We start from the raw sequence: 25604 nt of genomic DNA, 5'->3' as shown, positions 1-25604 counted from the left end.
GCCGACCGGCGCCTGCGACGGATCGGCCGATGCGATGTCACGAGGGACGACAGCAGGAGGCGCGATGTCGAACGCGTTGGAGAACATGCTTCGCGAGAGCCTGTGGGCGCGCGCGCTCACGGACGACGAACTCGACCGCGTCGTCCAGGAGTCGCACGAGCGCGTGGTGCCGGCCGGCGGCTTCGTCGTGCGGCGCGGCGAGCCGGCCGATCACTGGATCGGCGTGATCGACGGCCTCATGAAGATGTCGGTGTCGCTGCCCGACGGGCGCGTGTCCACCTTCACCGGCGTGACCGCCGGCGGCTGGGGCGGCGAAGGCTCGCTGCTCACCCCCGGATGCTGGCGCTACGACGGCGTGGCGCTGCGGCCTACGCGCGTGGCCTGCGTGCCGCGACACAGCTTCGAGCGGCTGATGTCCACCAGCATCGACTTCAATCGGTTTCTGTTGTTACACATCAATGCGCGGCTGAGCCTGTTCATCGGCCTCATGGAATTCGATCGGCTGCTCGGCCCCGACGCGCGCGTGGCGCGTTGCCTGGCCAGCCTGTTCGACCCCATCCTCTATCCGCGCGCCACCCGCTTCGTGCGGTTGAGCCAGGACGAGATCGGCCTCTTGTCGGCGGTGTCGCGCCAGCGTGCCAACCGCGCGCTGCATGCGCTGCAGCGCGACGGCCTGTTGCGCATCGAGCACGGGGGGGTGGAAGTGCTCGACCTCGCAGGCCTGCGCACCTACCAGAGCGGGGCGGCCGAAGCGGCGGCGGCCGTGGCTGCGGCCACCGACACGCAGGCCGCAGCGCCCCTGGACGACCTCGTCAGTCCACCTTCGCCCCGGTGGCCTTGACCACCTTCTCGTACTTGGCGAGTTCGCTCTTCATGAAGCTGCCGAACTGCTCGGACGAGTTGCCGACGGGCTCGGCCAGCATCGAGGCGAAGCGGGTCTTCGTTTCCGGTGCGTTCAGCGCGGCGACGAAGGCCTGATTCAGTTTCGCGACCACCTCGGGCGGCGTGCCGGCCGGCGCGACCAGGCCCCACCAAGTGTCGATCGAGAAGCCCTTGAGCGTGTCGGCCACGGGCGGCACGTCGGGCAGGGCGCTGCTGCGCTTGAGCGTCGTGACCGCGATCGCCTTCAGCTTGCCTGAGCGGATGTTCGGCGCGGCCGTGGCGAGGTTGTCGAAGTTGAAGTCGACCTGCCCCGACAGCAGCGCCAGCTGCGCCGGGTTGCCGCCGTTGTACGGAATGTGCACCGCGAAGATGCCCGCTTCCTTCTTGAACAGCTCGCCCGCGAGGTGGCCGGCGCTGCCGTTGCCGCCGCTGGCGTAGTTGAGCTTGGCCGGGTTGGCCTTGGCGTAGCGGATCAGGTCGGCCAGCGTGCGGATGTTCAGGCGGTTGGCCGTCTCGGCGTTCATCACCAGCACGTTGGGCACGCGCACCATCTGCGTGATCGGCGCGAAGTCGGTCGCGGCGTTGAACGGCATCTTGCTGTACAGCCACGGGTTCACCGCGTTCGTGGCCGTGGCCGCGATGCCGATCGTGAGGCCGTCCGCCGGCGCCTTGGCGACGAAGTCGGCGCCGATGTTGCCGCCCGCGCCGGGCTTGTTGTCGATGATGACGGGGCCGCCCAGCGTGTCTTTCACCTGCTCGGCCAGGATGCGCGCCGTGTTGTCGATCGGGCCGCCGGCCGCGTAGGGGACGACGAGGCGGATCGGGCGGTGTTGTTGTGCGACCGCGTGGCTGGTGGCAAACACCGTGGCGCCGGCGATCAGGGTCAGGAGGAAGTGTCTCGTCTTCATGTTGTTCTACGGAAAGGGAAGGGGAGCGCGAAGGCTCAGGGCAGGGCTTTGTCGGCTTCGGTGGTGAAGGCGTCGGCGAAGAACTCTTCTTCGGGCAGGCCAGCCAATGCCACGTAGTCGCGCTTGGCCGAATCGACCACGATCGGCGCGCCGCAGGCATACACCTGGTGGCCCGACAGGTCCGTGAAGTCTTCCAGCACCGCCTGGTGCACGAAGCCCGTGCGGCCGGTCCAGTTGTCTTCCGGCGTGGCGTTCGACACCACGGGCACGTAGCGCAGGTTCGGCATCGCGGCCAGCTGCTCGCGCAGCCAGGCGTCCATGTACAGGTCTTCGGGGCGGCGCCCGCCCCAGTAGATCGCGGCGGGCCGCTCGATGCCCTTGAACTTCATGTGCTCGAGCAGCGCCTTGATCGGTGCGAAGCCCGTGCCCGAGGCCAGCAGGATCATCGGCTTGTCGGAGTCCTCGCGCAGGAAGAAGCTGCCGAACGGGCCTTCGATGCGCAGAATCTCTTTTTCCTTCATCGCGCCGAAGACATGGTCGGTGAACTTGCCGCCCGGCAGGTGCCGCAGGTGCAGTTCGAGGCCCGTGCCCGGCACGGCCACCGTGTGCGGCGCGTTGGCCATCGAGTAGCTGCGGCGCGCGCCGTCGCGCAGGATGAACTCCACGTACTGGCCCGCATAGAACTGCAGCGGCTCGCCGGCCGGCAGCTGCAGGCGCAGCATCATCACGTCGTGCGACTGGCGCGTGAGCGCCATCACGCGCACCGGCATCTTGCGGATCGGCAGCGCGCCGGCCTCGGTGACCTGGCGCGACTCGAGCACCACGTCGCTCGTCGGGTGGGCGCAGCAGGTCAGCACGTAGCCGGCCAGTTGTTCCTCGGCGCTCAGCGCCTTGCTCTGGTGCGGGCCGAGCGTGACCTCGCCCGAGAGCTTCTTGCACTTGCAGGAACCGCAGGCGCCGTCCTTGCAGCCGTAGGGGAGGCCGATGCCCTGGCGGATGCCGGCCGCGAGGATGGTTTCGTCGCCCTGGACCACGAAGTGGCGCCCGCTGGGCTCGACGGTGATGGAAAAGCCCGCTTCGTGCGGCGCTGTAGCAGTCATCGGTATTCTTCGGGGGTGAACTTTCCCGGCTGCGTGCGGCCGGGACAACTGAATTGAGACAGGAAACCCGGATTTTGCCTTCAATCAATAGTCCCTCCGGCGCACTGCCGGCCCGGTTCCGGCGCGAGCGCCTGCTGATCGTCGGCTGTGGCGATGTCGGCCAGCGCGTGGCGCGCAACCTGCGCGGGCGCATGCATCTGGTCGCGCTCACGTCCTCGGCCGACCGTGTCGCGGCGCTGCGCGCGGCCGGCATCCGGCCGCTGGTGGGCAATCTGGACGACAGCGCCACCCTGCGCCGCCTGGCAGGCATCGCCACCCGCGTGCTGCACCTGGCGCCGCCCGCGCGCGAAGGCGGCGCGGCCTGGTGGCGCGACCAGCGCACCGTGTCGCTGGCGCAGGCGCTGCGGCTGCGCTCGCTGCCCTCGGCGCTGGTCTATGGCTCCACCAGCGGCGTGTACGGCGACTGCGGCGGCGCGCGCGTGAGCGAAACGCGCGGCGTGCGCCCCGACACCCCGCGCTCCCACCGGCGCGTCGATGCCGAGCGCGCCGTGCGCTGGTTCGGCCGCAGCACCGGCGTGCGCACCAGCATCCTGCGCATCCCGGGCATCTACGCGCCCGACCGCGAGAACGGCACGCCGCGCGGCCGTCTGGAACGCGGCACGCCCGTGCTGCGCCGCGAGGACGACGTCTACACCAGCCACATCCACGCCGACGACCTCGCGCGCGCCTGCGTGGCGGCGCTGTTCCGCGGCAAGCCCCAGCGCGTCGTGCACGCGTCTGACGACACCGAGCTGCGCATGGGCGACTACTTCGACCTGGCCGCCGACCTCTACGGCATGCCCCGCCCGCCGCGCGTGGCGCGTGGCGAGGCCGAGCGCCAGCTGCCGCTGCAACTGCTGAGCTTCATGGGCGAATCGCGCCGGCTCGACAACACGCGGCTCAAGCGCGAGCTGCGCGTGCGGCTCGCGCATCCGACGGTGCACACCGGCCTGCAGCCGGCAGACGCCTGACAGGACGCAACCCGTGAGCAAACAGAGCATCCGTATCCCCGGCGGCCATCCGACCTTCGGCTCGACCGCCGTCTTCGACACCTTCAAGTACGCGCCCGGCGTCAAGGCCGGCGGCCTGCTGTTCGTGGCGGGGCAGGTCGGCCTGCGCGCCGACGGCAGCGTGCCCGAGAGCGCCGCGGAACAGGCCGACTGGGCCTTCCGGCGGCTGGGCGTGGTGCTCGACAGCGCAGGGCTCGGCTTTGCCGACCTGGTGGAGATCGTGAGCTACCACGTCGACGTCGAGCACGAGCTGGCGGGCTTTCGCGAGGTGAAGGACCGCTACATCACCGAGGATTTTCCGGCGTGGACGATCCTCGGTGTGGCGGCGCTGGCGCGGCCGGCGCTGCGGGTGGAGATTCGCGCGGTGGCGGCGTTGAAGACCGCGCAAGCGGGCTGACACCGAAGCGGATGCCCAGGGGCCGGGCGTACCATGGCAGGACAGGTTCCAGATCGAACCGATCGAAGCGAAGCGGACGAAACGAATGCCCCAAACGATTGAAGCGTTGCTTGCCGATCACGGCGCACAGGCTGTCCTCGCCTACCTGAACGCGCGCGTGCCGCATCGGTACACCGGGATCTACAAGATCCGCTCCGACCTGGTCACGAGCCTCTACCTGCACGACAAGCAAGGCGAGCTGATCCCTGAGAACATCGCCGTCGTGCCCTTCGAGGCGAGCATCTGTCCCTTTGTCCTGCGTGATGGATGGTTCCGCACCGACGACTCGAGCGTGGACGAGCGCTTCGCCACGCATCCCGGGCGGGACTACACCATCAGCTACCACGGCGTTCCGTTGTTGAACGCCTCGGGCGCGGTCGCCGGCACCTTGTGCCACTTCAACTTCACGGCCGTGCCGCTGCCTGACGACGAGTTTGAGCTGCTGCACCAGGCCGCCTTGTCGCTCCAGGTGAAGCTGGCCGACGCTCTTCGCTAGGGCGGGGCTTTACCCGGCCTGAAAAGCTCCGAAGCAAAGAAAAACCCGCTGCGCCAATGAAGCGAGCGGGTTTCTTGATGTGGGGGGTGAGACGGTGTCGTCTCGTGGTGCCCGGGGCCGGAATCGAACCGGCACACCTTTCGGTGGGGGATTTTGAGTCCCGGGTGAAAGTGAGCATCCATGCGGGTTTGCGCCTCGAAATGTTCCGCATTTCCCCTGCGAAACGCCCCAATGAGGTGCGAGAAAAGCGGAGCGCTTTTCAGCTTACCGGTTTGAGCTTTCGGACGCTCCCATAGCGGCGCTCTGTCGTGCGCATGTCGGAGTGCTGCAGCGGATTCGACGCGGATTGCAGGTCCTCGGATTTCTGCGCCGCGCGCTTGCGGGCGTCGCGCAGGTACAGCTCGCGGATGCGGCGCACCACCTCATCGTCGTTCGCGATGCTGGCCTTCACGGCAGCCCGCTTCCGGGCCTTGTCCCACTGGTAGCTCAGCTTGCGAAGCTCGACGGGATCACCCTCTGGCATGGACAGCAGCATCAGGTGGTCGGCACCGAGAGCGCGCCGCCGGCATGGCGACCCACCTGCACGACGAAGCCCGGCGCGAGCGTGATACCGCGCGCGGCGAGCGCAACAGCTTGGCTGCCGATGTGACGGCACAGAAGGCTGAGGCGGCCGCGACGCTGCGCACTCTGCAGGCCTCGGTGCTGGCCCAGCAGAAACGAATCGATGAGGCCCACGTGGCCCAGGAGAAGACCGATGCAACGAAGCTTGCGACTGTCGCTGATCTGCGCGACCGCCTGCAGCGAGCCGCCGAAGATGCCCGACGTGGGGACGGTGGTGGCAGCGCCCCAGGTGCACCAGGCGCCGGTGCCGGCCATCGTGCAGCAGGTGGCGTCGTTGCCCCTGGGCTACTTCCGAACCCGGAGGCTGAAGCGGATGACGACGCCTACCTCGCCGACCGGGTGAACGAGGCCTATCGGTCGCGCAGGGCCCGGCTGACGCTGGCGCCCGAATAGCTCACGACCCCGAATCGATTTTCCCGCCCAAGCCACGTGCCGGGCGGGGATTTTGTCGCTTGGGCGCCGATCTAGTGGCGGGTGCCACGGACCCAGTACTGACCACCAAGTGGCAGCCAACCCAGTCCACGTTCCATCCATGACAAAGCCGAGAGCTTGGGAGGGATGAACAAGCAGTAGGAGGCCGCCGTCACGCGCATGGAAGCACTGCGCACGAGCGCTTTCGTTTCACTGGGCTTTAGGAGTACAGCATCAGCATCGTAGGGACAGTTGTTGACGATGCGACGCGTCACTGGGTTGTATGGGTTGTGCTCAAAAATATATAGCTCTCCGCCTGGATTAAGTCGCGATGCGAGCGTGGCTGTAACTGACTCGCGCTGCGGAGGAGGAATGTGGTGATAAACACTCGCCACGAAGATGATGTCAAAGGTGCTCTGCATGGATATGCCATCTTCAAGGAAAAACGAAATTTCAGGATTTTCCTCGCGAGCAATTTCCAAACTCCTAGGCGCGACATCTGACCCTTCAAGTACGGCAGAGGGAAATGCTTCTTTCAAAAATGGAAGGTTCCTGCCAATGCCGCATCCATATTCCAGAATTCTCTTCGGTTCGAGATTGGTGGCGCCACGGACAAGCTCGACTTTGTAGCGAGCGAAATACGCCTCGTCTGAGGAAAAAAATCCAACGCTCTCACGAAGTAGTTCGTTGTAATTATCCGCATGTGCGTCGAAATCGACTTTTTCCATTAATCCGTTCCTTCAAGGGGTCGCGCATGGTACATGTTGAGAATTTTCCCCGCAAACCCGCATGGCGTCTCAAGTGCTGGGCTCTCTGCTGGACGCAGAAAGCAGGGTGTGGGTAGAGGCGCCCAGCGGTGCACGGCAGCGCGTGCTGACCCTGGCGGCAGACATGACTTGGATCAGCTACCGGAGTGTCAGTCGAGGACGAACCGTCAACAACAAGTAACCCTCCCAGTAGAATGCGCCTCGCCACGTCGCTAGCAATAGCATTTTTACAGTCTGATTGCTGTCTTACAAAACTGCCTTAGATGAAAACCATTCTCCAGAGAATTCGGAGCTATTTCGAAGACGGACAGATAAGACTATTTTTTGTTTTGTTTGGAATTGTACTGATTGCACGCGGCGGAATTTTTCTTCGCGGCTTTGCAGTTGACGACTATTCATACGGGCGGGGATTTTCTGATGTTGATCGAGAGCTAATTCAAACTCAAGGTCGCTTCCTATTGGTGGCGGTCGCCTCTGCTATCGATTCGCTTGGCGTAAACCTTAACGACATCTATTGGTCACTCGCTTGGGTTGCATTGGCCCTGCAAGTAGCACTGGTCATCTCAGTTCTTCGTTTCGTCGGAGTTGTCAATAGGGCTGGGGTCGTTATGGCCGCAGCGCTTATGGTGGCGCATCCCTATCTTGCGGAAATACTGACATTTCGCATGGTTCTTCCTGGCTATTGTCTTGCCGCGCTGCTTACCGTCATCGCAATGGAGGTGCTGCAGAATCCGCGCGTGGGACGATATACAAGGTTCGTGATTTCCGTCATCGCAACAATAGCGATGCTATTTATTTATCAAGGATTCCTGAATTATCTGGCTGTAGCGTTGGTTTTTGCTCTTCTGCATGACAGTCTTTCCAAGGATGCTGCTGCGCCCACTGCACGCACTCTTACTGTTGGGCAGCAGCGTGCAATTGAACTGCTGCTAGTCTGCATTGCTTCCGCCATTGGTTTCTTGGCAATCATGACAGGGCTTAAGCACTTTGACGTGATTGAGTTAACAGGGCGCGCAAGACTTGTTCAATTCAATGAGATTTCGGAACGAGTTTCTCAGTTTCGTGAATTGCTGTTAAAGGTCTACTGGCGTGCTGAGCCAGTGGTAGCTCAATGGCCCAAGCTCGTCATTGCTTGCATGATGGCGGCATCGTTAGTTGTCCTTCTTGTAGAAGGAATCCGTGCGCCTGGCTCGCTCGGTAGAAGGGTGATTTTGCTGGGAGCGCTGGTTGCCCTGCTGCCTCTCACGGCAGGCGTCATCCTTCTGTTCAGAGACTGGTGGCCTGTGCCAAGGGTGTTGGTGCAAGTTTCGTTGATCATCGGCCTTGTCGTTCTTCTCGGCTGGTCACTCCTGAGAGAGCGCTTCCCTCGCATCCCTTCTGCATTATTGACGGTCCCTGTGCTTGTCCTCACCGTCTCGTTTATTTTTAAAAACAACCAAATCTTCGCTGATCAGCAACGCTTGAATTCTTGGGATGCAATGAAGGTAAATCGCATTGTCAATCGCCTCGAACAGAATCCAGCGTTTGATCAAGTAAAAACCGTGTTCGTCAGCGGTGGAAAATGGGCTTATCCAGCTCGCCTTAGTACGATCCAAGGGGACTTAAACATATCGGCACTCTACCCCGGCTACACAAAAATACCGCTTTTTATTGAAATTTCGGGGTACGACTTCAAGCCTGCAGCCGGCGAGCAAAAGATTCAGGGAGAGCAGGTCTGCAAGCAGGTCGCCCCTTGGCCAAGTGCTGAATCTGTCACGGTGATTGGAAGTCTCGCGATCGTTTGTTTAGGCGACTAGAGGACGTTTGATTTACTGCCTGTGGGTGGTATGAGTGCGCCGTTTTCCCCCGCAAGCACGGCGCGTGAATGATTCATCCCATCATTGAGCTCTTTCAGGAGCGCGCTGGCCTGCTTGATATGCAGCGCAGCAAGGCCGGCCTGGATGATGCAATCGCCAACGTGGTCGCTTGGATGTCGCTGGTTGCCGATCACCTCACCGAAGACGACTGAGCGGTGCTGGGAAGATCGGCGGGGGGCTCTACAGGGAGGGCATGAGCCGGCGAGGATGGGGCTTAGGCCGGCGGTCGAGCAGTTCGAGGCGCAGGGATGTGGGCAGCAAAAGCGGAACACCTTGCGGAACGCCTGATGCAATGTCAGCGGCCCTTATCAAGGCTGGGGCCTTGAAACAATGGTGCCCGGGGCCGGAATCGAACCGGCACACCTTTCGGTGGGGGATTTTGAGTCCCCTGCGTCTACCAATTTCACCACCCGGGCACATCCGGAAGGAAGCCCAAAATTATGGCACAGTGGCTGGCATGAATTATCCGACGATCGAAGACGCCATCGGCAAGACCCCCCTGGTTGCCCTGCAACGCATCCATGCTGCGGAAAACGCCAAGCGCGGCAACGTGATCCTGGGCAAGCTCGAAGGCAATAACCCGGCGGGTTCGGTCAAGGACCGGCCGGCGCTGTCGATGATCAAGCGGGCCGAGGAGCGCGGTGAAATCAAGCCCGGCGACACGCTGATCGAGGCCACCTCGGGCAACACCGGTATCGCGCTGGCGATGGCCGCGGCCATCAAGGGCTACCGCATGGTGCTGATCATGCCGGAGGACCTCTCGGTGGAGCGCGCCCAGACCATGAAGGCCTTCGGCGCCGAGCTGGTGCTCACGCCCAAGAGCGGCGGCATGGAATACGCGCGCGACCTGGCCGAGCAGATGGTCGCCCAGGGCAAGGGCCGCGTGCTCGACCAGTTCGCCAACCCCGACAACCCGCGCATCCACTACGAGACCACCGGCCCCGAGATCTGGACCGACACGCAGGGCAAGATCACGCACTTCGTGAGCGCGATGGGCACCACGGGCACCATCACCGGCGTTTCGCGCTACCTGAAGGAAAAGAACCCGGCGGTGCGCATCGTCGGCGCGCAGCCGGCCGAAGGCTCGCGCATTCCCGGCATCCGCAAGTGGCCGGTCGAGTACCTGCCGAAGATCTACGACCCGAGCCGCGTCGACGAGGAAATCAGCGTGAGCCAGGACGACGCCGAGGAGATGTGCCGGCGCCTGGCGCGCGAAGAGGGCATCTTCGGCGGCATCTCGGCAGCCGGCGCGCTGTGGGCGGCCATCGAGGTGTCGAAGAAGGTCGAGAACGCCACCATCGTCTTCGTGGTCTGCGACCGCGGCGACCGCTACCTGTCGACGGGCGTTTTCCCCGCCTGATCCCTTCACACTGCGGCGGCGCCCACCGGGCGCCGCACGCCCGCGAAAAAGAACAGAGACTTTCCATGCCCCACCCCAAGTTCTGCCAGGCCTGCGCCACCCCGCTCGAATGGATCGCGTTGATGGAAGACGGCGGTCCCAAGGAGCGCCTGCGCTGCCCCAACTGCGGCCACACGCACTGGAACAACCCCACGCCCGTGCTGGCGGCCATCGTCGAGTACCGCGGCCAGGTGCTGCTGGCGCGCAATGCGGCCTGGCCGGGCAAGATGTTTGCGCTCATCACCGGCTTCATGGAGGCCGGCGAGACGCCCGAGGAGGGCATCGCGCGCGAGGTCAAGGAAGAGACCAACCTGGACGTGAGCGCCGCCAAGCTCGTCGGGGCCTACGACTTCCAGCGCATGAACCAGATCATCATCGCGTACCACGTGGTGGCCGACGGCGAGGTGAAGCTCTCGCCCGAGCTGGTGGACTACCGCCTCTACGACCTGCCCGACCTGCGGTGCTGGCCCGCCGGCACCGGCTATGCGCTGGCCGACTGGCTGCGCACGCGCGGCCACGAGCCGGTGTTCTTCACTGCCGCGGAAAACGAAGAGCGTCGTCGCGGCCTGAACCTGCCGCCGGAGCCTGGCAATGCAAGTTGACCGCGAAATCGACACGCGCGGCCTCAACTGCCCGCTGCCGATCCTGAAGGCGAAGAAATCGCTCAACGACATGGCGAGCGGCCAGCTGCTGAAGGTGGTGTCGACCGACCCGGGTTCGGTGCGCGACTTCCAGGCCTTCGCGCGCCAGACCGGCAACGAACTGGTGGCGCAGGAGACCGTGGGCAGCGACTTCATCCACGTGCTGAAGCGGCGCTAGCGTCGGCAACCGGCAAAAGAAAAAGGGGCCTCGCGGCCCCTTTTTGTTTTTCAGTGCTTTGCAGCGCCCTCAGAGCTTCAGGCTCTTGAGGTACTCGCGGAACTGCGCGCCCACTTCAGGGTGCGCCAGCGCCAGCTCCACCGACGCCTGCAGGAAGCCTTCCTTGCTGCCGCAGTCGTAGCGGATGCCCTTGTACGAATAGGCGTAGACCGATTCCTTCTTCATCAGCGCCGCGATGCCGTCGGTCAGCTGGATCTCGCCGCCCGCGCCCTTGGGCTGGTTGCGGATCTCGTCGAACACGCCGGGCGTGAGGATGTAGCGGCCGGCCACGCCCAGGCGCGAGGGCGCATCTTCGGGCTTGGGCTTCTCGACCATGCGGTTGACCTTCACGAGGCCGTCTTCCACGTTCTCGCCGGCCACGATGCCGTAGCGCTTGACGTGCTCCAGCGGCACCTCTTGCACGGCCAGCACCGAGGCGCCCAGGCGCGCGAAGACTTCGGTCATCTGCGCCAGCACCGGCTGACCACCGACAGGGCCGACCATCAGGTCGTCCGCCAGCAGCACGGCGAAGGGCTCGTTGCCCACCAGGTGCTCGGCGCACAGCACGGCGTGGCCCAGGCCCAGCATGCGCGGCTGGCGCACGTACGAGCAGGTCATGTCGTCGGGCGACACCGAACGGGCGATTTCAAGGAGTGCGTCCTTGCCGCTGGCTTCGAGCTGGCTTTCGAGCTCGTAGGCGGTGTCGTAGTGGTCTTCGATCGCGCGCTTGTTGCGCCCGGTCACAAAAATCATGTCGCGGATGCCCGCGGCATAGGCTTCTTCGACGGCGTACTGGATCAGCGGCTTGTCGACGACTGGCAGCATTTCCTTCGGCTGGGCCTTGGTGGCCGGCAGAAAGCGGGTGCCGAAGCCTGCAACAGGGAATACGGCCTTGCGGATGCGCGTCGGGGAAGAAGTGGACATGGGCGGTTCAGTGTCGTTTGAAAGAGGAAAGAAGAGGGTTGGGAGAGGATGCAGCGCAAAGCCGCATCCGCATCCTAAGCCCCCACCCTGGCCTCGTCTGTCAGCCGAGGCGCACAAGCTGGCCGCGCAGGCGCTCCAGCGTGGCGGTGAAATCGGCCAGGCGCGTGCGCTCCTGTTCGATCACGGCGGGCGGCGCTTTGGCCACGAAGGCCTCGTTGCCGAGCTTGCCGTGCACCTTGGCGATCTCGCCCTCGATGCGTGCAATTTCCTTGTCGATGCGCAGCTTCTCGGCTGCCTTGTCGATCTCCATGTGCAGGCACAGGCGCGTCGTGCCCACCACCGCTACGGGCGCGGCTTCGGCGGCGGCCTGCCACGAGGCCTCGTCGTCGAACACCTTCACTTCCTTGAGCTTGGCCAGTGCCTGCAGCACCGGGGCCGCGTCGCGCAGGAAGGCCGCGCCCTCGGCGTCGTCGGCCACCGCGTACAGCGGCAGGCGCGTGGCGGGCGACACGTTCATCTCGCCGCGCAGCGTGCGGCAGGCGTCGACCAGCGCCTTCAGGCGCGCCACGTGCGCTTCTGCGGCTTCGTCGATCTTCTCCGGCTGGCTCTGCGGGTAGGCCGCGATCATGATCGACGCGCCTTCGCGGCCCGCGACCTTCGACACCTTCTGCCACAGCTCTTCGGTGATGAACGGAATGATCGGGTGCGCCAGGCGCAGCAGCGCCTCGAGCACGCGGATCAGCGTGCGGCGCGTGGCGCGCTTTTGCGCGTCGTCGCCGGTCTGGATCTGCACCTTGGCGATCTCGAGGTACCAGTCGCAGAACTCGTCCCAGGCGAACTGGTAGATCGCGTTGGCCACGTTGTCCAGGCGGTATTCCTCGAAGCCCTTGGCCACTTCGGCCTCGACGCGCTGCAGCTGCGAGACGATCCAGAAGTCGGCGCGGCTGAACGTCAGGTAGCCGTGCGCCTTGCCGCCGACTTGGCAGTCTTCCTTCGTGTGCTCCAGCAGGCCGCAGTCCTGGCCTTCGCAGTTCATCAGCACGAAGCGCGTGGCGTTCCACAGCTTGTTGCAGAAGTTGCGATAGCCCTCGCAGCGCTTCGAGTCGAAGTTGATGCTGCGGCCCAGCGAAGCCAGCGAGGCAAAAGTGAAGCGCAGCGCATCGGCGCCGAAGGCCGGAATGCCCTCCGGGAATTCCTTCTGCGTGTTCTTGCGCACCGCCGGTGCGGTCTCGGGCTTGCGCAGGCCCTGCGTGCGCTTGTCGAGCAGCGCGGGCAACTCGATGCCGTCGATCAGGTCGACCGGGTCGAGCACGTTGCCTTCCGACTTGCTCATCTTCTTGCCCTGGGCGTCGCGCACCAGGCCGTGGATGTACACGTCCTTGAACGGCACAGTGCCCATGAAGTGCTTGGTCATCATGATCATCCGGGCGACCCAGAAGAAGATGATGTCGTAGCCCGTCACGAGCACGGTCGAGGGCAGGTACAGCGCCAGGTCCTGCGTCTTCTCGGGCCAGCCCAGCGACGAGAAGGGCACCAGCGCCGACGAGTACCAGGTGTCGAGCACGTCTTCGTCGCGGGTCAGCGTCTTGCCCGGTGCCTTGGCCTGGGCCTCGGCTTCGGTCTCGGCCACGTACACCTTGCCGTCTTCGTCGTACCAGGCGGGAATCTGGTGGCCCCACCAGAGCTGGCGCGAAATGGTCCAGTCCTGGATGTTCTCCATCCAGTGGTTGTAGGTGTTGACCCAGTTCTCGGGCACGAAGCGCACCTCGCCCGACTTCACGACGTCGATGGCCTTCTGCGCGATCGACTGGCCGTCGGCGCCGGGGCGCGTCATGGCCACGTACCACTGGTCGGTGAGCATCGGCTCGACCACGGCGCCCGAGCGCGCGCAGCGCGGCACCATGAGGCGGTGCTTCTTCACCTCGACCAGCAGGCCCAGCGCCTCGAGGTCGGCCACGATGGCCTTGCGCGCCACGAAGCGGTCCATGCCGCGGTATTTTTCAGGCGCGTTGTCGTTGATGGTCGCGTCGAGCGTCAGGATGCCGATCACCTCGAGCTTGTGACGCTGGCCCACGGCATAGTCGTTGTAGTCGTGCGCAGGCGTCACCTTGACCACGCCGGTGCCGAATTCCTTGTCGACGTAGTCGTCGGCAATGATGGGAATCAGCCGGTCCACCAGCGGCAGCTTCACGCGCTGGCCGATCAGGTGCTTGTAGCGCTCGTCTTCGGGGTGGACCATCACGGCCGTGTCGCCGAGCATGGTCTCGGGGCGCGTGGTGGCCACCGTGAGCGTGCCGCTGCCGTCTTCCAGCGGGTAGGCGATGTGCCAGAGCGAGCCGTCTTCTTCCTCGCTCTCGACTTCCAGGTCGCTCACCGAGGTCTTGAGCACCGGGTCCCAGTTGCCCAGGCGCTTGCCGCGGTAGATCAGGCCTTCTTCATACAGCTTCACGAAGGTGTGCGTGACCACCTTCGAGAGGTCGTCGTCCATCGTGAAGTACTCGCGGCTCCAGTCGACCGTGTCGCCCATGCGGCGCATCTGCTCGGTGATGGTGCTGCCCGACTTTTCCTTCCACTCCCACACGCGCGCCACGAAGTTCTTGCGGCCCAGGTCGTGGCGGCTGACCTTCTGCTCCTGCAGCTGGCGCTCCACCACGATCTGGGTGGCGATGCCCGCGTGGTCGGTGCCCGGCACCCACAGCGTGTTGGCGCCCTTCATGCGGTGGTAGCGCGTGAGGCTGTCCATGATCGTCTGGTTGAACGCATGGCCCATGTGCAGCGTGCCCGTGACGTTGGGCGGCGGCAGCTGGATCGCGAACGACTCGGCGCCTTCCTTGGGCTGCTGCGTGCCGCGAAAGCCCGCCTTGGCGTAGCCGCGCTGCTCCCATTCCGGGCCCCAGTGCGCCTCGATGGCGGCGGGTTCGAACGATTTGGACAGGCTCTCGAGGCCGGGCTGGGAGGTAGGTTCGCTCATGGGGAATGCAAAACGGCACCCTCGGGTGCCGTTGGTGACAGGGTGGGATTGCCCGGGATTTTACCGGGGCGGCCCGGGGAAACCCCAGCCCCACATAATCAGCTGATGCTGTTCCTGCTTTCCCCCGCGAAGTCGCTCGACTACGACACCCCCGTCCCCTCCGAAACCCCCGCCACCCAGCCCCATTTCGAAGCCCCGCGCGGCCCCTCGGTCGAACTCATCAAGCTCTTGCGCGAGAAGTCGCCCCAGGACATCGCCGAGCTGATGCACCTGTCGGACAAGCTCTCGGCCCTCAACGTGGCCCGCTACGCCGCCTGGTCGTCCAAGAGCACCGACAAGAACGCCCGCCAGGCCGCCTTCGCCTTCGACGGCGACGTCTACGGCGGTTTCGACGCCCGCAGCCTCACGCCCGCCCAGCTCGCCTGGGCGCAGGACCATGTGGGCATCCTCAGCGGCCTGTACGGCCTGCTGCGCCCGCTCGACCGCCTGCAGCCCTACCGGCTCGAAATGGGCACCGCGCTGGCCAACCGCCACGGCAAGGACCTGTACGCCTTCTGGGGCTCGCGCATCGCCGAGCACCTGAACGAGCGCCTGGCGGCCGACCGCACGCCGGTCGTCGTCAACGTCGCCTCGCAGGAGTACTTCAAGTCGGTTGACCAGAAGGTGCTCAAGGCCCGCGTGGTCGAATGCGTGTTCCAGGAGTGGAAGGGCGACAAGTACAAGATCGTGAGCTTCTTCGCCAAGCGCGCCCGCGGCCTGCTGGCGCGCTGGGCCGTGCTGCACCAGGCGGCCACGCCCAAGGCGCTGGAAAAATTCGATCTCGAGGGTTATGGTTTCGACGCCCAGGTATCGACAGCCGAAAGGCTGGTGTTCAGAAGGAAAGTCTGATGTCCCAAGCGATCAGTCCGGAATTGCGCGAATGGCTGGTGGCCCAGCTCGCGGCCGGCCATTCGGTGCCCGCGTTGCGCATGTCGATGCGGGCGGCCGGCTGGCAGGATGCCGCCACCGACCTCGCGTTGGCCCAGCTGGAGGCCGGTTTCCCCGATGTCGAGGCGGTCCTGGCGCCGGCGCGCACCGAGATGCCCGGCCCCGACCTGGACGGCGCGCCGCTGTACCTCGACGCCGGCGACCGCCGCGTGCAGGTGCTGCAGACCGTGCGGCATCCGCGCGTCGTGGTGTTCGGCAACCTGCTGTCGGTCGAGGAATGCGAAGGCCTGATCGCCGCCGCGCGCGTGCGGCTGGCCCGCTCGCTCACCGTCGAGACCCGCACCGGCGGCGAGGTGCTCAACGTCGACCGCACCAGCGACGGCATGTTCTTCGAGCGCGGCGAGAACGAGATCGTCGCGCGCCTCGAACAGCGCCTGGCCATGCTGCTGCGCTGGCCGCTCGAGTACGGCGAGGGCCTGCAGATCCTGCGTTACGCGCCCGGCGCGCAGTACCGCCCGCACTACGACTACTTCGACCCGCACGAGCCCGGCACGCCCACCATCCTCAAGCGCGGCGGCCAGCGCGTGGCCACGCTCGTGATGTACCTGCAGGAGCCCGAGCAGGGCGGCGCCACCACCTTCCCCGACATCGGGCTCGAAGTGGCCCCGGTGCGCGGCACCGGCGTGTTCTTCAGCTACGACCGGCCCGACCCCGCCACCCGCACGCTGCACGGCGGCGCGCCGGTGCTCGCGGGCGAGAAATGGGTCGCCACCAAGTGGCTGCGCGAACGCGAGTTCAAGTAAAAAGAAAAACAAGGACCCGATGAAAGTCACCGCCAACGGCCTGCAGATCGAAGTCGACGACACCGGCGGCGAAGGGCGCCCCGTCATCCTGTTGATCATGGGGCTGGGCATGCAGCTGGTCGCCTGGCCCGACGGCTTCGTGCAGCAACTGGTCGACGCCGGCTTTCGCGTGGTGCGCCACGACAACCGCGACATCGGCCTGAGCCAGGGCTTCGATCACCTGGGCACCGGCAACCTCGTGTGGGAAACCATCCGCCACCGCATCGGCCTGAAGGTGCGCAGCGCCTACACGCTGCAGGACATGGCGCTCGATTCGCTCGGCGTGCTCGACGCGCTGGGCATCAAGAAGGCCCACATCGTCGGCGCCTCGATGGGCGGCATGATCGCCCAGCGCATCGCCGCCACCGCGCCCGAACGCACCGCCAGCCTCGTGAGCATCATGAGCTCCAGCGGCGCGCGCGGCCTGCCGGGCCCGCGCCGCGAGGTCGGGGCCATGCTCATGCGGCGCCCGCGCAGCCACGACGAGGCCGCGCTGGTCGCGCACAGCATCAAATTGCTGCGGCTCATCCAGAGCCCGGCCTACCCGCAGACCGACGAGCAACTGGCCACGCGCCTCACCTTCAGCATGCGCCGCGCCTACCACCCGGCCGGCCTGATGCGCCAGATGCTCGCCATCGGCGCCGACGACGACCGCCCGCAGGTGTTGGCGCGCATCCAGCGCCCGACGCTGGTGCTGCACGGCGACGCCGACGCGCTCGTGCCCATCGCCTGCGGCCGCGATTCGGCGCAGCGCATTCCGGGTGCGACCTTCATCGCCGTGCCCGGCATGGGCCACGACCTGCCGCCCGAGGTCTGCACAATCCTCGCCCACCATATCGCTCCGTTCGCACACGCGGCGGATGCCGGAACTGCCCCATGAGCCACGACCCCGCCAACCCCAACACCCCCGAACAGTCGCAGCTCGGCCGCGCCTCGGCCTACGCCGACAAGTACGACCCGAGCCTGCTGTTCCCCATCGCACGCACCACGCAGCGCGAAGCCATGGGCATCCAGGCCGGCGCCTTGCCCTTCTTCGGCGCCGACCTCTGGACCGCCTTCGAGCTGAGCTGGCTGAACCCGCGCGGCAAGCCGCAGGTGGCCATCGCGCACTTCACCATTCCCTGCGAAACGCCCAACATCATCGAGAGCAAGTCGTTCAAGCTGTACCTCAACAGCTTCAACAACAGCACCTTCGCCAGCATCGATGCCGTGCGCGAGCACCTGCGCACCGACCTCGCCGAAGCCGCATGGCGCGGCAGCGACCAGTCGGCCGGCATCGGCGTGAAGCTGCTCACGCCCGACCTCTTCGACCGCGAGCCGGTGCACGAGATCGACGGCCTGGACCTCGACCGCCTCGACATCGAATGCACCCACTACCAGCCCGCGCCCGAGCTGCTGAGCAGCGACACGACGCAGGTGCACGTGAACGAAACCCTCACCAGCCGGCTGCTCAAGAGCAACTGCCTCGTCACCGGCCAGCCCGACTGGGGCAGCGTGCAGATCCGCTACAGCGGCCCGCCCATCGACCAGGCCGGCCTGCTGGCGTACATCGTGAGCTTTCGCAACCACAACGAGTTCCACGAGCCCTGCGCCGAACGCATGTTCACGGACATCTGGCGCCAGTGCCAGCCGACCAAGCTCGCGGTGTACGCGCGCTACACGCGGCGTGGCGGGCTGGACATCAACCCGTTCCGCACGAGCTGGCCGCAGGCGCTGCCGCCGAACATCCGCACGGCGCGGCAGTAACGGCCACCCGCGGGCGGTCGCGCGCAGCTGCGGCTTAAGCCCCTCTTCGGAATTCCTGAACTCGCAGGCCGCCCCCTGTGGCATTCTGAAATTCCCCCGCGAGTTCGCGGGCGAACGAACATCCGAAGCAGAGGCAAGACACATGGTTGAAGGCAAAGTGATCGTCGTCACCGGCGCGGGCGGCGGCATCGGGCGCGACATCGCGCTCGCGATGGCGCGGCACGGCGCGAAGGTGGTGGTCAACGACATCGGCGCGGGGCTCGACGGCGCCGGCGGCAGTGCCGGGCCGGCGCAGCAGGTGGTCGAGGAAATCCGCGCGGCAGGTGGCGAGGCTGTGCCCAACACCGACAGCGTGGCCGATGCCGCGAGCGCCGGGCGCATCGTGGAATGTGCGGTCGACAGCTTCGGGCGCATCGATGCGGTGGTGAACAACGCGGGCATCCTGCGCGACCGGTTCTTCCACAAGATGTCGGTCGACGAGTGGGACGCGGTGATCAAGGTGCACCTGTACGGCGCCTACTTCGTGAGCCGCGCGGCCGCGACGCACTTCAAGGAACAGAATTCGGGCGCGCTGGTGCACATGACCTCCACCTCGGGCCTGATCGGCAATTTCGGCCAGGCCAACTACGCGGCGGCCAAGCTCGGCATCGCGGCGCTGTCGAAGTCCATCGCTCTGGACATGCTCAAGTTCAACGTGCGCTCCAATTGCATCGCGCCCTTCGCCTGGAGCCGCATGATCGGCGCCATTCCCACCGACACCGACGAGCAGCGCGCCCGCGTCGACAAGATCAAGCAGATGACGCCGGCCAAGGTGGCGCCGCTCGCGGTGTACCTGGCGAGCGACGCGGCGGCGGCCGTGAACGGGCAGATCTTCTCGGTGCGCAACAACGAGATCTCGCTCATCAGCCAGCCGCGCCCGGTGCGTTCCATCCACCGCTCGGAAGGCTGGACGCCCGAGAGCATCGCCGAGCACGCCATGCCCGCGATGCGCGCCAGTTTCTTCCCGCTGGACCGCTCGGCCGACGTGTTCAGCTGGGACCCGGTCTGAGAGGGTGTGAACGGACCCACCATGTCCGGATTCATTCACACCTTCTGAGGACAAACCCGCAAGCGGCTGCAGGCGACGCCGTTCGCCGGACAATGCGCGTTCCTCCCGCTTCCTTCGTGCCCGCCCGGTGAACCTGCACTTCGACCTGTTCGACCTGAAACTGTTCGTCTACGTGGCGGACGCGCGCAGCCTCACGCGCGGCGCCGAGAAGGCCTGCATCTCGCTGGCCGCGGCGTCCACGCGCATCAAGCAGATGGAAGAGGCGGTGGGCGGCAAGCTGCTGCACCGCAGCGCGCAGGGCGTGAGCCTCACGGCGGCAGGGCAGGCCGTGCTGTACCACGCCAAGCGCGTGATGCAGCAGATGGAGCACCTGCGCTGCGACATGCAGGACTTCGGCAAGGGCATCAAGGGCCATGTGCGCGTGTTCGCCAACACCACCTCGATCACCGAGTACCTGCCGCAAAAACTCGCGGGCTTTCTCACGCAGCACCCGGCCGTGCAGGTCGACCTGCGCGAGTACCTGAGCGAAGAAATCGTGCGCGCCGTGGCCGACGGCGAGGCCGACATCGGCATCCTCGCGGGCGACGTGCACACCGGCGAGTTCGATGCGCGCCCGTTCGGGCGCAACCAGCTCGTGCTGGTGGTGCCGCCCACGCACCCGCTGGCGGGCGCGTCGTCGGTGGCCTTCGCCGACACGCTCGACGAGCAGCACGTGGGCCTGCACCACGGCAGTGCGATCCACCGCTTCCTGCAGCGCCGCGCCGAACTCGCGGGGCGTGGCTTCAACCCGCGCATCCAGGTCAGCAGCTTCGAGGCCATCTGCCTGATGATCGAAGCCGGCGTGGGCGTCGGCGTGCTGCCCTCGTCGTCGGCGCACCGGCTGTCGATGGCGATGCGCATCTCGACCGTGGCGCTGAGCGACGCCTGGGCCGAGCGCGAACTCAAGCTCATCGCGCGCAACCGCGAGCAGCTGCCGGCCTCCGCGCGCGAGCTGTTCGACCACCTCACCCTGGCCTGAGGCGCGACGGGCCATGTCCGCCGACCTGAAATCGCTGCGCCTGTTCGTGGCCGTGTCCGACCACGGCAGCATCAGCGAAGGCGCCAAGCGCTGCCACATCGCGCTGGCTGCTGCGAGCAAGCGCATCTCCGATCTGGAAGCCCGCGCCCGGCTGCCGCTCTTGGTGCGCCATGCGCGCGGCGTCACGCTCACCTCGGCCGGCCATGGGCTTCTCCTGCATGCGCGCGCCGTGCTCTCGGCCATGGACCGGCTGGGCGCCGAGCTCGACGATTTCCAGAACGGCGTGGCGGGCGTGGTCAGCATCACGGCCAACGCCTCGACCATCGCGCAGTTCCTGCCGGCGCAGATCGGCTCGTTCCTGCGCCTGCACCCGGTGCTCAAGATCGACCTGCAGGAGCGCGCCAGCACCGAGGTGGTGAAGGCCGTGCAGGCCGGCCTGGCCGACATCGGCGTGATCGAGGGCCAGACGCCGGCCGATGGCCTCGAATGCCTGCCTTACCGCACCGACGAGCTGGCCGTGGTGGTCGCGCGCGACCACCCGCTGGCGCGCCGCAAGCGCATCGACGTGCAGGAGGTGCTGCGCCACGACCATATCGTGGTGCGCGAAGGCACGGCGCTGCACCGCGTGCTGCTGGCCGCCGCGCTCGAGGCCCAGGTGCCGCTCAAGGTGCGCATGCAGGTGGGCAGCTTCGACATGGTCTGCCGCATGGTGGAGCAGGGCGTAGGCATCGGCGTGCTGCCCTATGCGGCCATCCTGCCGCAGCTGCAGATCCTCAAGCTGCGCTGCCTCAAGCTCGACGCGCCCTGGGCGCTGCGCCGCCACCTGTTGTGCGTGCGTCGCCAGCAAGACCTGACGGCCGCCGCGCGCTCGGTGCTCGAACACCTCGGCCGTCCCGACTGAGCTGAGGCGGGCGGTCCATCGGGCGATGAGCCTTCGCGCCACGCGAAGGCTCGAACTCGCCAAAAACGAATTGTTCTCCCGCGGCCCTCGCGCAAAGATGCGGGCACACCAAAGGAGACACCCTTGAAGATCATCCGCGTCAGCGCCACGCCGCTGAACATTCCCGTGACCATCGACGTGGTCGGCCTGAACAAACAGACCTCGCTGTCGTTGTGCCTCACCGAGATCGAGACCGACACCGGCCTCGTCGGCCACGGCATGACGGCCATCACCGAAGAAGAAATCATCGCCGCCGCCGTGCGCGAAGTGGCCGGCCCCGCGCTGATTGGCGAAGACCCGATGGCCACCGAGCGCCTGTGGGAGAAGCTCTACTGGCTGCTCTCGCCGCGCGGCCAGACCGGCTACGCGAGCCACACCATCGCCGCGCTCGACATCGCGCTGTGGGACTTGAAGGGCAAGGCGCTGGGCCAGCCGCTGTGGCGCCTGTTCGGCGGCGCGCGCGCCAAGGTGCCGGTGTACGCCACCTTCGGCTTCGGCTTCTTCGAGCGCGACCAGCTCGCCGCCGCTGCGAAGCTGTGGGTGTCGCAGGGCTTCCAGCGCCTGAAGATGACCGTGGGCAACCACGCGCTGGCGCGCCGCGACGAGCCGCGCCCGCTCGACGAAGTCATTGCCGAAGACGTGCGCCGCGTGGCCGCCGTGCGCGAGGCCGTGGGCCCCGACGTCAAGCTGTACGTCGACGCCAACTGCGGCCTCGACCTGTTCCACGCCACCGAACTCGCGCACCGCATCGAACCCTACGGCATCAGCTTCTTCGAGGAGCCGCTCACGCAGAACGACGTGCGCCAGATGGCCCAGCTGCGCGCGCGCACGCGCATTCCGCTGGCCTGCGGGCAGAACGAGGGCCTGGCCTTCCGCTTTCGCGACCTGCTGGTGAACCAGGCGGCCGACGTGCTGCAGCCCAACGTGACCATCTCGGGTGGCTACTCGCAGTGCCTGAAGATCGCGGGCATGGCCGCCGCCTTCAACGTGCCCATCGACAACGGCGGCGCCTGGCCCTTCCACAACATGCACCTGCACGCGGGCGTGTCGAACGGCGGACTGGTCGAGTACCACTACGTCGCGGTGCAGATGCTCAAGCAGATCTTCGACGGCCTGCCCGTGCCCGACCAGGGCTGGCTCACGCTGCCCGAGGCGCCGGGCCTGGGCTTCACGCCCAACGCCGAGCGCGTGCGCGAACTCGCGAAGCTGCCGACCTCGCACGGCAAGGGAAAGGCCTGACGCGCAACGACACTTCAGAACACGACCAGGCCGCGCAGACGGCCGGCGCATCCCGACCACCACGGAGACAAGATGAACGACAGAAGAACAGACGCCATGCGGCCATCGCGCCGGCATGCCCTGCAGGCCGCGCTGGCCCTGGCCGGCCTGCTGGCCGCCGCACCCGCCGCGTGGGCGCAGAAGTTTCCCGACAAGCCCATCCGCATCGTCGTCGGCTACTCGGCCGGCGGCGGTGTCGACGCGGTCGCGCGCATGCTCAGCGCGCGCCTGCCCGCCGTGCTGGGCCAGCAGGTGCTGGTCGAAAACCGCACCGGCGCCACCGGCCTCATCGCGGCCGACCTCGTTGCCAAGGCGCCGCCCGACGGCTACACGCTGATGATGGGCGACAGCGCCTTGCTCATCGCCAAGCTGCTGCAGCCGAAGATCGCGATCGATCCGCTGACCAGCTTCAAGCCCGTGGCCGGCGCCTTCGTGTCGCCGCTGATGATCGTCGCGGGCAACGATTTTCCCGCGAAGACGCCCACCGAACTCGTCAAGGAACTCAAGGCGCACCCGGGGCGTTATTCCTACGCGTCGTCGGGCGTGGGCACCGTGCAGCACCTGGGCTTCGAGATGCTCAAGCAATCCACCGGCGCGTTCGTGGTGCATGTGCCCTACCGCGGCGCGGCGCAGATCGTGCCCGACGTGGTCGGCGGCCAGGTGCCGCTGGGCGTGGTGAGCGCCACCGCCGCCATGGCGCAGTCGAAGGCCGGCAAGCTGCGCGCGCTCGCGCTGCTGAACAACGCGAAGCTCGAAGGCGCTGAGGGCGTGGCACCGCTGGCCGAGGCACTGCCGGGCTTCGACGTGGCGCCGCGCATCTTCCTGCTCGCACCGGCGGGCACGCCCAACGACGTGGTCGACAAGCTCTCGGCCGCCGTGAAGACCGTGCTCGACATGCCCGAGACGGGCACGGCCGCCGCCGCGCAAGGCACGCTGCGCGCCTACGCCACGCCGGCCCAGCTGGGCAAGGACATGGCGGAGGAAACGACGCGATGGAAACGCATCATCACGGACCAGCGCATCGTGGCGGAGGGGAACTGAGGTGACACAGCCCCATCTCGGCCTCATCGTTCCGCCCGCAGCCGGCGCCGTGCCGGTCGACGGCCCGCTGCTCTACGGCGACCGCATCCGCTTCAGCGCCAAAGGCCTGGGCCTCGGCGAAATCTCCACGCGCGGCTACACCGAGGTGATCGACTCGGTCATCGGGAAGGCGCTGGAACTCAAGGCGGAGGGCGCGAGCGCCGTCTCCCTCATGGGCACCTCGCTGAGCTTCTTTCGCGGCCTCGCCTTCACCCGCCAGCTGAAGCGCGAGATGGAACAGGCCACGGGCCTGCCCTGCACGACGATGAGCGACGCCATCCTCGCGGGCCTGCGCCATTTGAAGGTGCGGCGCGTGGCCGTCGCCACCGCCTACATCGACGAGGTCAACACACAGCTGCGCACCTACCTCGAGCAGAGCGACTTCGAACCGCTCGCACTCGAAGGCCTGGCCATCTCCGACGTGCAGGCCGTGGGCCAGGTGTCGACCGAGGTGCTGGTCGACCTGTGCCTCAAGGTGTTCGACGACCAGCCCGGCGCCGACGGCCTCCTCATTTCGTGCGGCGGCCTCGTCACGCTCGATGCGGTGCGCGAGGTCGAGGCGCGCCTGCAGGTGCCCGTGGTGTCCAGCTCGCCCGCGGGCTTCTGGGACCTCGTGCGCACCGCCGGGCTCGATGCGCGCTCGTCGGGGCAGGGCCGGCTGTTCGCCTGAACGAACGACCTCAGCCGAGCCAGCGCCCCACGCGGGCCGTGCCGGCCAGCTGCCAGACGCGCTCGCACAGCGCCTTCGCTTCGTCGGCCGTCGCGCCTTCGCCGTAGTGCGCCAGGCGCTGCATCTTGTCCTCGATCTCGGCGCGGCTCAGGCTGTTGCCGGGGTCGCCCTTGGGCTCGTCGACACGGCCGGCCAGCGTGCGGCCGTCGGCCGTGTGCACGCTGACCTTGCCGATCCAGCGCGCGGGGTAGGCGGTGTCGACCTCGTCGTCCAGCGCCATCGTCACCTTCTCGCGGAAGGCCGAGACCTCGGGCGAGAGAAAGTCGCGGTCGAACTCGCCCAGACCCGCGCGGCCGTGCACGGCGATGAGGCCCAGCACCGTGCCCATCGAGAACTTGCCCTGGTGCACCGTGGCCGGCACCGTCACGCGGCCCAGCACGTCGATGGCACCCTGGTGCACGTGGGTCGTGACCCGGGACACGTCGGCCGGTTGGAGCTGGTTCTGTTCCATCACCTGCAGCAGCGCATCGGCGGCCGGGTGCGTGTGGCGGCAGGAGGCGTGGTACTTGAACGAGGTCTCGGCCAGCGTCCAGCGCGCGCCCAGGCCGTCGGTGAGCTTCGCGGGGTCGGCGTCGCTCGACATGCCCACGCCCAGCCCCTGCGCGCCTTCGAGGATCTTCGCCGCGCCCGTGAAGCCGTCCTGCGCGAGGTAGGCCGACATCAACCCGCTGGCCGCCGCGTGCGCGCAGTGCAGCTGCTTCGAGTCGGCCGCGTCGCGCAGGAACTCCCACACACCGGCCGACTGCGTGCCAGCCGAGCCGAAGGCATGCAGCATCTGTTGCGGCGACAGCTCCAACAGGCGGCCCACCGCCGCGGCTGCCGCGAGCGTGCCCGCCGTTGCCGTGGTGTGGAAGGTGCGGTAGTGCGACCGACCCAGGAACTCGCCGACACGGATGCCCACCTCGTAGCCCGCGACCACGGCCGTCAGCAGCTGCGCGCCGCTGGCGCCGATGCTTTGCGCCACGGCCAGCGCGGGTGCGATGACCACGGCGGCCGGGTGGAACACCGAGCCGTTGTGCACGTCGTCCTGCTCCACGTAGTGCGAGGCCGCCGCGTTGACCATCGCCGCGAACAGCGGCGAGCTGGTGCGCCGCGAGATGAGGATCTCGCTCGGCCCGTCGGCCGGGCCCATCATCTGCGCGAAGCGCTCGATGCTGCGCACCGGCCGTGCCGTGCGCGCCGCGAGCACGGAGCCGAGCCAGTCGAGGATCAGGTCCTCGGTGCGGCGCAGCACGGGCGCGGGAATGTCGGCGAACTTCAGCTCGGCCGCGAAGGTCGCGAGCACCTTGCTGGGGTGATCGATGGCGTTCATGTGCA

The 25604-nt window shown here is 66.7% G+C and carries 27 protein-coding genes and 1 tRNA gene; 19 read left to right on the top strand and 9 right to left on the bottom strand.

Going from position 1 to position 25604, the window contains the following annotated elements:
• Window positions 1-64: 64 nt before the first annotated feature.
• Window positions 65-841, top strand: a complete 777-nt coding sequence (locus tag AC1RAA_RS16245) for a Crp/Fnr family transcriptional regulator (RefSeq protein ID WP_095746547.1) — start codon at window positions 65-67, stop codon at window positions 839-841.
• Here the strand turns inward: AC1RAA_RS16245 and AC1RAA_RS16240 are convergent.
• The gene (locus tag AC1RAA_RS16240) at window positions 813-1790 is read right to left on the bottom strand and encodes a Bug family tripartite tricarboxylate transporter substrate binding protein (protein WP_492731274.1); all 978 of its coding nucleotides are present in this window, start codon (window positions 1788-1790) and stop codon (window positions 813-815) included. The genes AC1RAA_RS16245 and AC1RAA_RS16240 overlap by 29 nt on opposite strands.
• Window positions 1791-1825: 35 nt before the next feature.
• Window positions 1826-2890, bottom strand: a complete 1065-nt coding sequence (locus AC1RAA_RS16235) for a CDP-6-deoxy-delta-3,4-glucoseen reductase (RefSeq protein ID WP_062482994.1) — start codon at window positions 2888-2890, stop codon at window positions 1826-1828.
• 74 nt (window positions 2891-2964) lie between these two features.
• Here AC1RAA_RS16235 and AC1RAA_RS16230 point away from each other — a divergent pair, with 74 nt between their 5' ends.
• From AC1RAA_RS16230 to AC1RAA_RS16220, 3 genes are all read left to right on the top strand, one after another.
• Window positions 2965-3900 carry an SDR family oxidoreductase gene (locus AC1RAA_RS16230; RefSeq protein ID WP_492731276.1) on the top strand — a complete coding sequence of 312 codons (936 nt, stop codon included), beginning with the start codon at window positions 2965-2967 and terminating at the stop codon, window positions 3898-3900.
• 13 nt (window positions 3901-3913) lie between these two features.
• Window positions 3914-4336, top strand: a complete 423-nt coding sequence (locus tag AC1RAA_RS16225) for a RidA family protein (protein ID WP_492731278.1) — start codon at window positions 3914-3916, stop codon at window positions 4334-4336.
• 85 nt (window positions 4337-4421) lie between these two features.
• Complete coding sequence (locus AC1RAA_RS16220; RefSeq protein ID WP_492731280.1) at window positions 4422-4871, top strand: hypothetical protein; 450 nt, start codon at window positions 4422-4424, stop codon at window positions 4869-4871.
• A gap of 259 nt (window positions 4872-5130) precedes the next feature.
• On the opposite strand, the gene AC1RAA_RS16215 is transcribed toward AC1RAA_RS16220, so the two are convergent.
• The 3 genes from AC1RAA_RS16215 to AC1RAA_RS16205 form a co-directional block, all read right to left on the bottom strand.
• Window positions 5131-5406, bottom strand: coding sequence for a hypothetical protein (locus AC1RAA_RS16215; protein ID WP_492731282.1), 276 nt, complete (start codon window positions 5404-5406; stop codon window positions 5131-5133).
• Window positions 5406-5747, bottom strand: coding sequence for a hypothetical protein (locus tag AC1RAA_RS16210; RefSeq protein WP_492731284.1), 342 nt, complete (start codon window positions 5745-5747; stop codon window positions 5406-5408). The genes AC1RAA_RS16215 and AC1RAA_RS16210 overlap by 1 nt, the downstream gene beginning before the upstream one ends.
• 209 nt (window positions 5748-5956) lie before the next feature.
• On the bottom strand, window positions 5957-6631 hold the full coding sequence (locus tag AC1RAA_RS16205) for a class I SAM-dependent methyltransferase (RefSeq protein WP_492731286.1): 675 nt from the start codon (window positions 6629-6631) through the stop codon (window positions 5957-5959).
• Between the two features lie 302 nt (window positions 6632-6933).
• Here AC1RAA_RS16205 and AC1RAA_RS16200 point away from each other — a divergent pair, with 302 nt between their 5' ends.
• Together AC1RAA_RS16200 and AC1RAA_RS16195 are read left to right on the top strand one after the other, a co-directional pair.
• A complete protein-coding gene (locus AC1RAA_RS16200; protein ID WP_492731288.1) occupies window positions 6934-8466 on the top strand; it encodes a glucosyltransferase domain-containing protein in 1533 nt (510 codons plus the stop codon).
• A 68-nt stretch (window positions 8467-8534) separates the two neighbouring features.
• A complete protein-coding gene (locus AC1RAA_RS16195; RefSeq protein ID WP_492684697.1) occupies window positions 8535-8678 on the top strand; it encodes a hypothetical protein in 144 nt (47 codons plus the stop codon).
• Between the two features lie 179 nt (window positions 8679-8857).
• On the opposite strand, the gene AC1RAA_RS16190 is transcribed toward AC1RAA_RS16195, so the two are convergent.
• Window positions 8858-8942, bottom strand: a tRNA-Leu gene (locus tag AC1RAA_RS16190).
• A 41-nt stretch (window positions 8943-8983) separates the two neighbouring features.
• On the opposite strand from AC1RAA_RS16190, the gene cysM reads away from it, so the two are divergent.
• The 3 genes from cysM to AC1RAA_RS16175 all read left to right on the top strand — a co-directional run bounded on the left by cysM (window position 8984) and on the right by AC1RAA_RS16175 (window position 10744).
• Entirely contained in the window at window positions 8984-9886 is a 903-nt protein-coding gene (gene cysM, locus AC1RAA_RS16185; protein WP_062479803.1) for a cysteine synthase CysM, read from the top strand.
• Window positions 9887-9951: 65 nt separating this feature from the next.
• Window positions 9952-10527 carry an NUDIX domain-containing protein gene (locus tag AC1RAA_RS16180; RefSeq protein WP_056572274.1) on the top strand — a complete coding sequence of 192 codons (576 nt, stop codon included), beginning with the start codon at window positions 9952-9954 and terminating at the stop codon, window positions 10525-10527.
• The gene (locus tag AC1RAA_RS16175; RefSeq protein ID WP_056572272.1) at window positions 10517-10744 is read left to right on the top strand and encodes a sulfurtransferase TusA family protein; all 228 of its coding nucleotides are present in this window, start codon (window positions 10517-10519) and stop codon (window positions 10742-10744) included. The genes AC1RAA_RS16180 and AC1RAA_RS16175 overlap by 11 nt, the downstream gene beginning before the upstream one ends.
• Window positions 10745-10813: 69 nt before the next feature.
• Here AC1RAA_RS16175 and galU read toward each other — a convergent pair whose 3' ends face one another.
• Complete coding sequence (gene galU, locus AC1RAA_RS16170; protein ID WP_070062154.1) at window positions 10814-11707, bottom strand: UTP--glucose-1-phosphate uridylyltransferase GalU; 894 nt, start codon at window positions 11705-11707, stop codon at window positions 10814-10816.
• Window positions 11708-11807: 100 nt separating this feature from the next.
• On the bottom strand, window positions 11808-14678 hold the full coding sequence (locus AC1RAA_RS16165) for a valine--tRNA ligase (protein ID WP_492731895.1): 2871 nt from the start codon (window positions 14676-14678) through the stop codon (window positions 11808-11810).
• A gap of 105 nt (window positions 14679-14783) precedes the next feature.
• On the opposite strand from AC1RAA_RS16165, the gene yaaA reads away from it, so the two are divergent.
• The 10 genes from yaaA to AC1RAA_RS16115 all read left to right on the top strand — a co-directional run bounded on the left by yaaA (window position 14784) and on the right by AC1RAA_RS16115 (window position 24227).
• Entirely contained in the window at window positions 14784-15566 is a 783-nt protein-coding gene (yaaA, locus tag AC1RAA_RS16160; protein ID WP_354342620.1) for a peroxide stress protein YaaA, read from the top strand.
• Window positions 15566-16408, top strand: coding sequence for a 2OG-Fe(II) oxygenase (locus tag AC1RAA_RS16155; RefSeq protein WP_492731897.1), 843 nt, complete (start codon window positions 15566-15568; stop codon window positions 16406-16408). The genes yaaA and AC1RAA_RS16155 overlap by 1 nt, the downstream gene beginning before the upstream one ends.
• Before the next feature lie 19 nt (window positions 16409-16427).
• Window positions 16428-17327, top strand: coding sequence for an alpha/beta fold hydrolase (locus AC1RAA_RS16150; RefSeq protein WP_492731898.1), 900 nt, complete (start codon window positions 16428-16430; stop codon window positions 17325-17327).
• Window positions 17324-18193: an NADPH-dependent 7-cyano-7-deazaguanine reductase QueF gene (gene queF / locus AC1RAA_RS16145; RefSeq protein ID WP_492731900.1), complete on the top strand. Its 870-nt coding sequence runs from the start codon at window positions 17324-17326 to the stop codon at window positions 18191-18193. The genes AC1RAA_RS16150 and queF overlap by 4 nt, the downstream gene beginning before the upstream one ends.
• A 142-nt stretch (window positions 18194-18335) precedes the next feature.
• Complete coding sequence (locus AC1RAA_RS16140) at window positions 18336-19241, top strand: SDR family NAD(P)-dependent oxidoreductase (RefSeq protein ID WP_062479791.1); 906 nt, start codon at window positions 18336-18338, stop codon at window positions 19239-19241.
• A gap of 127 nt (window positions 19242-19368) precedes the next feature.
• On the top strand, window positions 19369-20259 hold the full coding sequence (locus AC1RAA_RS16135) for a LysR family transcriptional regulator (RefSeq protein WP_095746534.1): 891 nt from the start codon (window positions 19369-19371) through the stop codon (window positions 20257-20259).
• 13 nt (window positions 20260-20272) lie between these two features.
• Window positions 20273-21160, top strand: coding sequence for a LysR family transcriptional regulator (locus AC1RAA_RS16130; protein WP_159273125.1), 888 nt, complete (start codon window positions 20273-20275; stop codon window positions 21158-21160).
• 123 nt (window positions 21161-21283) lie between these two features.
• On the top strand, window positions 21284-22438 hold the full coding sequence (locus tag AC1RAA_RS16125) for a mandelate racemase/muconate lactonizing enzyme family protein (protein WP_070062161.1): 1155 nt from the start codon (window positions 21284-21286) through the stop codon (window positions 22436-22438).
• 96 nt (window positions 22439-22534) lie between these two features.
• Entirely contained in the window at window positions 22535-23518 is a 984-nt protein-coding gene (locus tag AC1RAA_RS16120; RefSeq protein ID WP_492731902.1) for a Bug family tripartite tricarboxylate transporter substrate binding protein, read from the top strand.
• A 1-nt stretch (window position 23519) separates the two neighbouring features.
• Window positions 23520-24227, top strand: a complete 708-nt coding sequence (locus tag AC1RAA_RS16115) for an arylmalonate decarboxylase (protein ID WP_492731904.1) — start codon at window positions 23520-23522, stop codon at window positions 24225-24227.
• Between the two features lie 10 nt (window positions 24228-24237).
• Here AC1RAA_RS16115 and AC1RAA_RS16110 read toward each other — a convergent pair whose 3' ends face one another.
• Window positions 24238-25599, bottom strand: coding sequence for an MmgE/PrpD family protein (locus tag AC1RAA_RS16110; RefSeq protein ID WP_492731906.1), 1362 nt, complete (start codon window positions 25597-25599; stop codon window positions 24238-24240).
• Between the last annotated feature and the right edge of the window lie 5 nt (window positions 25600-25604).

The organism is Variovorax sp. GW823-FHT04F07 (assembly GCF_058795995.1).
This window is presented reverse-complemented; position numbering and strand designations above follow the sequence as displayed.